Annotated in this window: 11 protein-coding genes and 1 pseudogene; all 12 read left to right on the top strand. The window is 68.0% G+C overall.

Features of this window, described 5'->3' with window-relative positions; translation table 11 throughout:
- Positions 1–1056 (top strand): annotated as a pseudogene (locus tag ACHFFZ_RS15690) (chromosome segregation protein SMC); the annotation flags it as partial.
- Positions 1057–1185: 129 nt separating this feature from the next.
- Entirely contained in the window at positions 1186–1551 is a 366-nt protein-coding gene (locus tag ACHFFZ_RS15685) for a hypothetical protein (RefSeq protein WP_394277536.1), read from the top strand.
- A gap of 52 nt (positions 1552–1603) precedes the next feature.
- Positions 1604–2707 (top strand): signal recognition particle-docking protein FtsY, encoded by a 1104-nt coding sequence (gene ftsY / locus ACHFFZ_RS15680; RefSeq protein WP_394277535.1) that lies wholly within the window; start codon positions 1604–1606, stop codon positions 2705–2707.
- A gap of 107 nt (positions 2708–2814) precedes the next feature.
- Positions 2815–4428, top strand: coding sequence for a signal recognition particle protein (gene ffh / locus ACHFFZ_RS15675; protein WP_394277534.1), 1614 nt, complete (start codon positions 2815–2817; stop codon positions 4426–4428).
- Between the two features lie 129 nt (positions 4429–4557).
- Positions 4558–5736, top strand: a complete 1179-nt coding sequence (locus ACHFFZ_RS15670; RefSeq protein WP_394277537.1) for an amidohydrolase family protein — start codon at positions 4558–4560, stop codon at positions 5734–5736.
- A gap of 241 nt (positions 5737–5977) precedes the next feature.
- The gene (gene rpsP / locus ACHFFZ_RS15665) at positions 5978–6466 is read left to right on the top strand and encodes a 30S ribosomal protein S16 (RefSeq protein WP_394277533.1); all 489 of its coding nucleotides are present in this window, start codon (positions 5978–5980) and stop codon (positions 6464–6466) included.
- 2 nt (positions 6467–6468) lie between these two features.
- Complete coding sequence (locus ACHFFZ_RS15660; protein ID WP_394277532.1) at positions 6469–6729, top strand: RNA-binding protein; 261 nt, start codon at positions 6469–6471, stop codon at positions 6727–6729.
- Positions 6730–6847: 118 nt separating this feature from the next.
- A complete protein-coding gene (rimM, locus tag ACHFFZ_RS15655) occupies positions 6848–7420 on the top strand; it encodes a ribosome maturation factor RimM (protein WP_394277531.1) in 573 nt (190 codons plus the stop codon).
- Positions 7417–8112: a tRNA (guanosine(37)-N1)-methyltransferase TrmD gene (gene trmD / locus ACHFFZ_RS15650; protein ID WP_394277530.1), complete on the top strand. Its 696-nt coding sequence runs from the start codon at positions 7417–7419 to the stop codon at positions 8110–8112. The genes rimM and trmD overlap by 4 nt, the downstream gene beginning before the upstream one ends.
- A 197-nt stretch (positions 8113–8309) precedes the next feature.
- Entirely contained in the window at positions 8310–8975 is a 666-nt protein-coding gene (locus ACHFFZ_RS15645; RefSeq protein ID WP_394277529.1) for a succinate dehydrogenase cytochrome b subunit, read from the top strand.
- Positions 8972–11002: a fumarate reductase/succinate dehydrogenase flavoprotein subunit gene (locus ACHFFZ_RS15640; RefSeq protein WP_394277528.1), complete on the top strand. Its 2031-nt coding sequence runs from the start codon at positions 8972–8974 to the stop codon at positions 11000–11002. Before ACHFFZ_RS15645 ends, ACHFFZ_RS15640 begins: the two co-directional genes overlap by 4 nt.
- Complete coding sequence (locus ACHFFZ_RS15635) at positions 10999–11748, top strand: succinate dehydrogenase/fumarate reductase iron-sulfur subunit (RefSeq protein ID WP_394277527.1); 750 nt, start codon at positions 10999–11001, stop codon at positions 11746–11748. Before ACHFFZ_RS15640 ends, ACHFFZ_RS15635 begins: the two co-directional genes overlap by 4 nt.
- The last annotated feature ends 137 nt before the right edge of the window (positions 11749–11885 follow it).

Genomic DNA, 11885 nt, shown 5'->3' with positions numbered 1-11885 from the left:
CCGGTGCGCGAGGCCGCGGGCGCCACAGCGGTCCACTGCGGGGCCGGCTGGCTGCTGGGCCGCGTCGAGGCGAGCCAGGCGCTGGCCGCGCAGGAGCGGGACCGTGCTGAGCAGGACCGGCTGGCGGCCGAGGCGGAGCTGGCGACGGCCCGTCGTGCCAGCCGCGAGGCCCAGCGTTCGCTCGACCAGCTGTTGGAGGGTGCCCATCGCGACGAGATGGCCCGCATCGAGGTGCGGATGCGCATCGAGCAGCTCGGCGAGAAGGCGATGGAGGAGTTGGGTCTCGAGCCGGGTGTGCTGATGGCCGAGTACGGGCCGGAGAACTTCGTGCCGGTGCTGACCCGCCCCGACGGCACCGCGCTCGGTCCTGACGACGAGGTGCCCGAGCCGGTGGCCTTCGTCCGCGAGCAACAGGCCAAGCGACTGCGGAGCGCCGAACGCAACCTGCAGGTACTGGGCCGGGTGAACCCACTGGCCTTGGAGGAGTTCGACGCGATGCAGGAACGCCACGCCTTCCTGGCCGAGCAGCTGGAGGACCTGCGCCGCACCCGCAAGGACCTTCTGGGCATCGTGGAGCAGGTGGACCGTCGCGTCGAGGAGGTCTTCGCCGCCGCCTATGCCGATGTGGAAAAGACCTTCAATGACGTCTTCCCCCGGCTCTTCCCCGGCGGTGAGGGTCGGCTGGTGCTCACCGAGCCGGGGCAGTGGCTCACCACCGGCGTCGACGTCGAGGCGCGCCCGGCCGGCAAGAAGGTCAAGCGGCTGTCCTTGCTGTCGGGCGGCGAGCGTTCCCTGGTGGCGGTCGCCTTCCTGGTGAGCCTGTTCATCGCCCGGCCGAGCCCCTTCTACATCCTCGACGAGGTGGAAGCGGCGCTGGACGACGCGAACCTGGGGCGGCTGCTGGGGATCTACGAGCAGTTGCGGGAGAGTTCGCAGCTGCTGGTGATCACCCACCAGAAGCGCACGATGGAGATCGCCGATGCCCTCTACGGCGTCACCATGAGGGGTGACGGGGTCTCGGCCGTGATCAGCCAGAAGCTCCAGCGCGAGTCCTGATCCGGTCTGGGAGCCGGTCTCCTGAGTCTTTGCTGTGCTTTGCCCAGGCTGGGTGCGGCGATGGTCCGTGACAGCCGGACAATTTGACACAATGTCCTTGCCCCCACCCAGGTCCAGCAGGAGAACCACGTGCTCGTCTTCGCCCTCGCCATCGGCATCATTGCCGCCATCGGAGTCGCCGTCACCGCAGTCGTCCTGGTCGGGATGAAGGGAGCCTTCCGCGAGAGCAATCCGCAGTGGGCCGCGCGGCTGGCCGTCGCCGCCCAGCACATGAATGGCGATGCCGAACCGCCCCAGGTCCTGGTGGACTTCGTCACCGAGCAGCGGGGGGCCGCCCGTGGCGGCCGTTCCGTGGGCGAGCGGATCGGTGGAGCGAGGACATCCATCAGTGCTCCTCGCGCCGCCGTGAACAGTCGGGCGCAGGGCCCTGACGAGCAGGTCGAGGAGCTCCCGCTGGCTGCGCGCACCCCCGACCTGGCCCCCGCGCAGGCCTGACGCCGCTGCGGGGCAGCAGGGCCCGGATGGGTCTTCCCGATAGGATGCGGGCGTGGAACACATCTTCGAGCTGATCATCGGTGGAGTCCTGCTCTGCCTGCTCATCGCCTCCATCGTCATCTGGACGGGCAACCGTCGCGGACTGCGCGAGGCCGAACGCCCGGACGAGGTGCTGCCCGAGAAGGGCACCGAGGTTGGGGTCGTCCAGCCCGAACAGGGCGTGGAGGTCCCCGAGGCCGCCGGCTCGCGCCTGGTGCGCCTGCGCCGGCGCCTGTCGGGCAGCAACAATGCCCTTGCCCGTGGCCTGGCCGACCTGATCTCGCGCGACCGCCTCGACGAGGACACCTGGGACGACTTCGAGGCGACCCTGATCTCCTCCGACCTGGGCGTGGGGCCCACCACCGAGCTGGTCGACACGCTGCGTCGCGAACTCGCCATCGACGGTGTCAACGACCCGGCTCGTGCCGCCACCGTGCTGCGCCGCGAACTGGTCTCGCTCGTCGATCCGGACATGGACCGCTCCCTGGGCCTGCAGGGCTCGGACGGCAAGCCGGCCGTCGTCATGGTTGTCGGTGTGAACGGCACCGGCAAGACCACGACCGTCGGCAAGCTGGCCCGCGTGCTGGTGGCCGAGAACAAGACCGTGCTGCTGGGCGCGGCCGACACCTTCCGCGCCGCCGCAGCCGAGCAGCTGGCCACCTGGGGCGAGCGGGTCGGCGTCGAGACGGTCCGTGGCGTCGAGGGTGCCGATCCCGCCTCGGTGGCCTACAAGGCCGTCGAGCAGGGCATCGCCCAGGGTGTCGACGTGGTGCTCGTCGACACCGCCGGCCGCCTGCACACCAAGACCGGCCTGATGGACGAGTTGGGCAAGGTCAAGCGGGTCATCGAGAAGATCGCGCCGGTCACCGAGGTCCTGCTGGTCCTTGATGCCACCACCGGACAGAACGGCCTGGTGCAGGCCCGCATCTTCCGCGATGTGGTGGACTGCACCGGTCTGGTGCTCACCAAGCTCGACGGCTCGGCCAAGGGCGGCATCGTCGTGCAGGTGCAGCGCGAGCTGGGCGTCCCGGTCAAGCTGATCGGCCTGGGCGAGGGCGTCGACGACCTGGCACCCTTCGAGGCCGGGGGCTTCGTCGACGGGCTGCTCGGCCAGTGACGCCGCCGGTTCGACGAGGGACGCACTATTCTTGCCTGACGCACCCAACCGGCCCGTGAACCCTCCGCATGCCACCGCGGCATGCCACTCCGACCGAAGGACCACCAGTGTTCGACACTCTCTCCGACAGGCTTGCCTCCACCTTCAGGGGGCTGCGTGGCAAGGGCCGCCTCACCGAGGCGGACATCGACCAGACAGCCCGCGAGATCCGCATCGCGCTGTTGGAGGCTGACGTCAACCTGTCGGTGGTCAAGGAATTCGTCGCGAACCTCAAGCAGCGCTGCCGCACCGAGGAGGTTTCGGCGGCGCTCAACCCGACGCAGCAGATCATCAAGATCGTCAACGAGGAGCTGGTCAGCATCCTCGGTGGCGAGGACCGCACGATCCGCTTCGCCAAGAACCCGCCGACGGTCATCATGCTGGCCGGCCTGCAGGGTGCTGGCAAGACCACCCTGGCCGGCAAGCTCGCCACCTGGCTCAAGGGCGAGGGTCACTCGCCGCTGCTGGTCGCGGCCGACCTGCAGCGCCCCAATGCCGTCAACCAGCTGCAGATCGTCGGCCAGCGCGCCGGTGTGCACGTCTTCGCGCCCGAGCCGGGCAATGGCGTCGGTGACCCGATCGCGGTGGCGCGCGCCTCCATCCTCGAGGCCCAGCGCAAGCTCTACGACGTGGTCATCGTCGACACCGCCGGCCGACTGGGCGTGGATACGGAACTGATGCAGCAGGCCGCCGACATCAAGGCCGCGGTCAATCCCGACGAGACCCTCTTCGTCGTGGACGCCATGATCGGCCAGGATGCCGTGAACACGGCGCTGGCCTTCTCCGACGGGGTCGGTTTCGACGGTGTGGTGCTGACCAAGCTCGACGGTGACGCCCGTGGTGGTGCCGCCCTGTCGATCGCCCGGGTGATCGGCAAGCCGATCATGTTCGCCTCCAATGGCGAGGGGCTGAAGGACTTCGACGTCTTCCATCCCGACCGGATGGCCAGCCGCATCCTCGACATGGGCGACATGCTCACGCTGATCGAACAGGCCGAGAAGCACTTCGACCAGGAGCAGAGCCGCACGGCTGCCGAGAAGCTCATGTCCGGCAAGGGCAATGAGTTCGGCCTGGGCGACTTCCTGGCCCAGATGCAGCAGCTGCGCCGGATGGGCCCGATGAGCAAGATCTTCGGGATGCTGCCGGGCATGGGCCAGATGAAGGACCAGATCGCCAACATCGACGAGCGCGAGATCGACCGGATCGAGGCCATCATCTACTCGATGACCCCGGCCGAGCGCGACGACGTGGGCATCCTGAACGGGTCCCGCCGCGCCCGCATCGCGAAGGGTGCCGGCGTCGAGGTCAGCGATGTCAACAACTTGGTCAACCGCTTCGTCGAGGCCCGCAAGATGATGCAGTCGATGGCCGGGATGATGGGCAATGGCGACGGCATGCCGGGCATCCCGGGCATGGGCGGGCGCGGAGCTGCCCGCAAGCAGACCAAGGCCCAGGCCAAGAAGAAGGGCAAGGGCAACAAGAAGGGTTCGGGCAATCCCGCCAAGCGCGCGGCCGAGGCCAACAAGCCCACCGCCGGGCAGATCGTCGACGCCGGGGCGGCCTTCGGGGTCGGCGCCGGCGCCCAGCCCTCCGAGGCGGATCTGGCCGCAGCGATGGAGAACTTCCAGCTGCCGCCCGAAATGCAGAAGATGTTCAACCAGCCGGACCAGGGCCCGCGCTGACCCCAGCTGGACCCTGCACCGGCGGCCCGTCGTCCCTCCCAAAGGGGTGACGGGCCGTCTGCATCCCTTCCCCGCGGACAAATGCCACGGCAGGATGGGCCCATGAGCGCACACCACGAGCACGCGTCGATGCCGAGCCCGGTGCACACGCACACCCACGGCGGCCACACCCATACCCACATCGCCGAGCGGGTGGTTCCCGATGGGCCCGCCTCGCGGCTGCACCTGAGCGGCTGGCTCTTGCCCTCGGGAGAGCGGACCGAGCTGTGGGTCCACGACGGTGTGGTCACCTTCGAGCGCATCGCCGATGCGGTGACCGTGGCCACCGACTGCTGGATCATACCCGGCCTGGTGGATGCGCACTGCCACATCGGCCTGGACGCCCACGGTGCCGTGGACCGTGAGACCACCGAGCAGCAGGCCGTCGACGACCGCGACGCGGGGGTCCTGCTGGTGCGTGATGCCGGGAGTCCCGCCGACACCCGCTGGATCGACGAGCGAGAGGACCTGCCCGAGGTGGTCCGGGCCGGTCGCCACATCGCGCGTCCCAAGCGCTACATCCGCAACTTCGCCGCCGAGGTGGAGCCCGAGGAGCTGGTGGCCACCGTCGAGGAGCAGGCGCGTGCCGGTGACGGCTGGGTGAAGCTGGTGGGCGACTGGATCGATCGTGACAAGGGTGACCTGGCGCCGCTGTGGCCGGTGGAGGTGGCGCGTGAGGCCATCGAGAAGGCCCACCAGGCCGGTGCCCGGGTGACCGCCCACTGCTTCGGCGAGGAGTCGGTGGCCGAACTGGTCGAGGCGGGGATCGACGGGATCGAGCACGGAACAGGCATCAGCGACGAGGTGATCGAGCAGATGGCCGAGCGCCAGGTCTCGCTGGTGCCCACGCTGGTGAACCTGGAGAACTTCCCCGACATCGCCGCCAGCGGCGAGGCCAAGTTCCCCACCTATGCCGCACACATGCGCGAGCTGTACTCGACCCGCCTCGATCGCTTCCGTCGTGCCCACGAGGCAGGGGTGCCGATCTATGCCGGCACCGATGCCGGGGGAGTGATGCCGCACGGCATCCTGGGGCAGGAGGTGGAGCTGCTGGCCGAGATCGGTGGTGCCGAGTTCGCACTGGGAGCGGGTTCCTGGCGGGCTCGTGACTGGCTCGGCAGGCCCTGTCTGGAGGAGGGCGCCAGTGCCGACCTCGTGGTCTTCGACGAGGACCCGCGCCAGCACCTGGGCGTGGTCCGCCACCCGCGGCTGGTGGTGCTGCGCGGGCGCGTCGTGCGCCAGCAGGCCGGCGGTCCTGCGCCGGGCTAGCCGGGCATCCGGCGGCGGTCGTGGCAGCCCCTGGCGCGCTGCTGTGGGCCCCGTCAGCGTGATGGCCTTGTGGCGATCTTTCTGGCAGAATGGGGAGAGCATCTGTGTCGTCGGCGCCCTCTAACTCCTTCGCCACGGATTCATCCGGCCCCCGGACCTGTGCCCCACACGGGATCCGACGGGTCACCCGTCATTGGCCGGGTATGTTCCCGGACCATTTTCCAACAGGAGAACCACACTCGTGGCAACCAAGATTCGTCTGAAGCGTCTCGGCAAGATCCGTCAGCCGCACTACCGCATCGTCGTCATGGACTCGCGCGCCAAGCGCAATGGCCGTGCGATCGAGGAGGTCGGCCTGTACCACCCGAAGAACGATCCTTCGGTGATCCAGGTCAACTCGGAGCGCATCCAGTACTGGCTGTCCGTGGGCGCCCAGCCCACCGAGGCCGTCGTCGCGATCCTGAAGCGCAGCGGTGACTGGCAGCAGTTCAGCGGTGACACCAGCCCCTCGGGCGTGGACCCGCAGCCGGAGAAGGCCGACAAGCTGGCCCGTTTCAATGCCGCCCTCGCCGAGGCGGACGACGCCCCGAAGGCCGACGCGATCAGCAAGAAGAAGGCCAAGTCCGACGAGGCCCCCGAGGCTGCCGCCGACGACCAGGCCGACAAGCCCGTCGAGGAGCCGGCCGAGGCGCCTGCCGAGGGCGCCGCTGACGAGTCGACCGAGGCCTGATCATGCTCGCCGACGCCCTGGAGCACCTGGTGCGTGGCATCGTCACCAGCCCTGACGACGTCGTCGTCAAGGATAAGGAACTGCGGCGCGGCCGGATGCTCGAGGTCAGGGTCAACCCCAGCGACATCGGCAAGGTCATCGGCCGGCAGGGACGCACCGCCTCGGCGCTGCGGACCGTCATTGCCGCACTGGCAGGCCGTGAGCAGGTCCGGGTCGACTTCGTCGACGTGGACCGTCGCGGCGGGCGTGGCGCTCGCCGCTGAAAGCCGTCCCAGGTCATCCGTGACGCCCCGCGCCCCCTCGGCGCGGGGCGTCACGCGTCTGCCGGGCCTGGCCCGGCCCCCGCACCCTTCCCCTTCTTTCGCAACCAAGGAGCAGTTGATGAACCAGCAGGTCGAGGTGGTGGTCGGCAGTATCGGCCGCGCCCACGGGATCAAGGGAGACGTGGCCATCGAGCTGCGCACCGACGAGCCGGAGCGGCGTTTCGAGCCCGGCAGCCGCCTGCGCATCGAGGGCACCCGACGAGAGGTCACGGTTGTCGAGGCCCGCTGGCACTCCGGTCGGCTGCTGGTGCACTTCGCCGAGCTGGCGGACCGCACCGCGGTCGAGAAGGCGCGCGGCAGCGTCCTGGTGGTCGACGTCGACCCCGACGAACTGCCCGAGGAGGAGGACGAGTACTACGACCGCCAGCTGGTGGGACTGATGGCGCTGCGGGCCGACGGTTCGGAACTCGGGCGCGTCACCCAGGTGGTGCACCTGCCCGCCCAGGACCTGCTGGCGATCGCCACCCGCAGCGGGGAGCGGCTGGTGCCCTTCGTGAGCGAACTGGTTCCGTCGGTCGACCTGGCGACCGGCACCGTGCAGCTGGCCGAGGTGCCGGGCCTGCTGGACGACGAGGAGGCCGAGGTCGTCGAGCCCAGTGCCGCCACTGATGGCGCGGGAGCCGACCAATGAGGCTCGACATCGTCTCGATCTTCCCGGACTACTTCGCACCCCTCCAGCTGTCGCTGGTGGGCAAGGCGATCGCCAAGGGACTGGTGGAGGTCGGTGTGCACGACCTGCGGCAGTGGACCCATGACCGGCACAACACCGTCGACGACACCCCCTATGGCGGGGGAGCGGGCATGGTGATGAAGCCCGAGCCGTGGGGGGAGTGCCTGGACGAGCTGCTGGACGGGTTGGGCGATCCTCCCGTGCTCGTGGTGCCGACGCCTTCGGGGGAGCCCTTCAGCCAGCCCATCGCCTATGAGCTCAGCGAGGCGCCGCACCTGCTGTTCGCCTGCGGGCGCTATGAGGGGATCGACCGCCGCGTGATGGACCATGCCGCCAGCCGGATGCCGGTGCGCGAGCTGAGCCTGGGCGACTACGTCCTCAATGGCGGGGAGGTCGCCACCCTGGCCATGGTGGAGGCGATCGTCCGGCTGGTGCCTGGCGTGATCGGCAATCCGGCCTCCTTGGAGGAGGAGTCGCACTCCTCGGGGCAGGACAACCTGCTGGAATACCCCGTCTACACCAAGCCCCCCAGTTGGCGGGGGCTGGACGTGCCCCCGGTGCTCTTCAGCGGTCACCACGCCCAGATCGCACAGTGGCGGCGCGAGCAGTCCGTGGAGCTGACGAGGCGTCGCCGACCCGACCTCTTGGCCTGAATTACGCATCGAATTCATGCCCTAATTGGCTGGAAAAGAGCGGTGTTGCCCCTTGTGGCCGGGCAAAACGTCACAATTCGCGTTTTTTGTCCCATGCAGGCCGCCCCCGGTTCACGTTCACCCCCGGGATTGTCTAGGGTGAGCCTGTGGCGACAACTCTTACCAACCATCAGAGAGCAGCCCGTTCGACAGTGGCGTTGAAGGCCATCATGGCCGTCACCGGTCTTTGTCTGATCGGCTTCCTGCTCATGCACATGTTCGGCAACACCAAGTTGCTGCTTCCCGACAACGGCGCGGAGTTCAACGAGTACTCGCACTACCTGCGCCGCTTCCTCTACCCGATCGTGCCGCCCATGTGGTTCCTGTGGGCCTTCCGCATCTTCCTGCTGGCCTGCATCGTGCTGCACATGTGGTCCGCCGCGAAGCTGACCGGACGCCGCCGTCGCAACGTGGGCAGCGCCCGCTACGCGAACAAGAAGAACATGGAGAGCTCCTTCGCGGCGCGCACCATGATCTGGAGCGGCATCATCCTGGCCCTGGGCCTGGTGCTCCACCTGCTGCACTACACCGCACAGGTGCTGCGTCCCGGCTACGCCGCGGGCGTCACCGACCTGGCCCCCTTCGACCGCGTGGTCGCCGGCTTCGGCCAGTGGTGGGTCGTGCTGGCCTACCTGGTCTTCATGGCCGCGGTCTGCTCGCACATCTACCACGGCTGCGCCAGCGCCTTCACCACCCTGGGTGCCAACGTCTCCGCCGGGTCCCGCAAGGTGCTCAAGAGCCTGTCGGCGATCATCGCCGGACTGCTCTTCATCGGCTTCATGATCCCGCCGGTGATGATTCTTATTGGAGTGATTGGACGATGAGCACGAGCTACGTGAACGACCCGCAGGCCGCCCTGGAAGGCCAGTACTGGACCGTCGGCGAGGAGATCGCCGACACCAAGGCCCCCAAGGACCTGCCGATCGACAAGATCTGGAGTGAGCGCAAGTTCACCGCCAAGCTGGTCAACCCGGCCAACCGCCGCAAGCTGAAGGTCATCATCGTGGGCACCGGCCTCGCCGGTGGCGCCGCGGCGGCCACCCTCGGCGAGGCGGGCTACCACGTCGAGAACTTCTGCTACCAGGACAGCCCCCGTCGAGCCCACTCGATCGCGGCCCAGGGTGGCATCAATGCGGCCAAGAACTACCGCAATGACAATGACTCGACCTACCGACTGTTCTACGACACGGTCAAGGGCGGCGACTACCGCGCCCGCGAGACCAATGTCTACCGCCTGGCCGAGGTCAGCGCGGCCATCATCGACCAGTGCGTCGCCCAGGGTGTTCCCGTCGCCCGTGAGTACGGCGGCCTGCACGACACCCGCTCCTTCGGTGGCGTACAGGTGCAGCGCACCTTCTACGCTCGTGGCCAGACCGGCCAGCAGCTGCTGATCGGCGCCTACCAGGCGCTGGAGCGCCAGGTGGCCGCCGGCACGGTGAAGATGCACACCCGCCACGAGATGATCGAGCTGATCACCGTCGACGGCGTCGCCAAGGGCATCGTCACCCGTGACATGGTCACCGGCAAGATCGAGGCCTGGACCGCCGACGCCGTGGTGCTGGCCACCGGTGGCTACGGCAACGTCTTCTTCCTGTCCACCAATGCAATGGGCTGCAATGTGACCGCCGGCTGGCGTGCACACCGCAAGGGCGCCTACTTCGGCAACCCCTGCTACACGCAGATCCACCCCACCTGCATCCCGGTGCACGGCGAGACCCAGTCGAAGCTGACCCTGATGTCGGAGTCGCTGCGCAATGACGGTCGCATCTGGGTGCCCAAGCGGGCCGAGGACTGCGACAAGGACCCGCGCCAGATTCCCGAGGAGGATCGCGACTACTACCTGGAGCGCATCTACCCGGCCTTCGGCAACCTGGTCCCGCGTGACATCGCCTCCCGCCAGGCAAAGAACATGTGCGACGAGGGCCGCGGTGTCGGCCCGGCCGTGCGCGAGATCGACCCGGACACAGGCCAGGAGCGCATGGTCCGCCGTGGCGTCTACCTGGACTTCTCCGATGCGATCAACCGCATGGGCCAGAAGACCGTCGAGGCCAAGTACGGCAACCTGTTCGACATGTACAAGCAGATCACGGCGGAGAATCCCTACGAGACTCCGATGCGTATCTACCCGGCCGTCCACTACACCATGGGTGGCGTCTGGGTGGACTACGACCTGATGACCTCCATCGAGGGCCTGTACTGCACCGGCGAAGCCAACTTCTCCGACCACGGCGCCAACCGCCTGGGTGCCTCGGCGCTCATGCAGGGCCTGTCGGACGGTTACTTCGTCCTGCCGAACACCATCAACGACTACCTGGCCGACGCCTCCAAGCGCGAGCCGGTGGGTCTGGACCACCCCGCGGTCATCGAGGCCGTCGAGGATGCCACCAACCGCATCAACACGCTGCTGAGCATCAACGGCAGCCGCACGGTCGACTCCATCCACAAGGAACTGGGTCAGATCATGTGGGAGTACTGCGGCATGGACCGTCGTGAGGAGGGCCTCAAGACCGCGATCGCGAAGATCCGCGAGCTGAAGAAGGTCTTCTGGACCGACGTCAAGGTCACCGGCGTCAACGATGACTTCAACCAGACCCTCGAGCGGGCCGGCCGTCTGGCCGACTTCCTCGAGCTGGGCGAGCTCATGTGCGTCGATGCCCTGCACCGCCGCGAGTCCTGCGGTGGTCACTTCCGTGGCGAGAGCCAGACGGAGGAGGGTGAGGCGCTGCGTCACGACGACCAGTACGCCTACGTGGCGGCCTGGGAGTTCGCGGGCGACGACCAGCTGCCCATCCTCCACAAGGAACCCCTGGTCTACAAGGCGATCGAGCTCAAGCAGAGGAGCTACAAGTGAAGGTCACACTCCGAATCTGGCGTCAGGCGAATGCCGATGCCAAGGGCCAGATGGTCACCTACCCGCTCGACGGTGTCAGCGAGGACATGTCCTTCCTCGAGATGCTGGACCTCCTCAACGAGGAGCTCACCGTCAAGGGCGAGGAGCCCGTGGCCTTCGACCACGACTGCCGTGAGGGCATCTGCGGCACGTGTGGCGTGGTGATCAATGGCATCGCCCACGGTGGCCAGCACACCACCACCTGTCAGCTGCACATGCGTTCCTTCGCTGACGGCGCGGTCATCGACATCGAGCCCTGGAAGGCCGGTGCCTTCCCGGTGATCAAGGACCTCGTCGTCGACCGCAATGCCTTCGACCGGATCATCCAGTCGGGCGGCTACATCTCGGTGAACACTGGTTCCGCACCGGATGCCCACGCGACCCCCGCTCCCAAGCGCGAGGCCGACAGGGCATTCGACAACGCCACGTGCATCGGTTGCGGCGCCTGCGTCGCGGCCTGCCCGAATGGCTCCGCAATGCTGTTCACCTCGGCGAAGATCACCCACCTGGCCATGCTCCCGCAGGGCCAGCCGGAGCGGTACAGCCGTGTGAAGTCCATGGTTGCCCAGCACGACGAGGAAGGCTTCGGCGGCTGCACCAACATCGGTGAGTGCGCCCAGGTCTGCCCGAAGGGCATCCCGCTGGAGAGCATCAGCCAGCTGAACCGTGACCTGATCAAGTCGCTCTTCAAGGGCGACGGCAAGTGATCTGAGTCGCCACACGCACGCCGAAGGGGCCGGCCGGGAGCAATCCCGGCCGGCCCCTTCGTCATGTCTATGGCCAGTCAGTCGTCGAGCTGGTCCAGCAGCACCTGCGCCCGGCTCGTCCCGGGCATCTGGACACG

The organism is Luteococcus sp., from assembly GCF_043424415.1.
In the GTDB taxonomy this organism is placed as follows: domain Bacteria; phylum Actinomycetota; class Actinomycetes; order Propionibacteriales; family Propionibacteriaceae; genus Luteococcus.
Note: the sequence above shows the minus strand (reverse complement) of the source record. Positions and strands in the feature narration are given on the sequence as shown.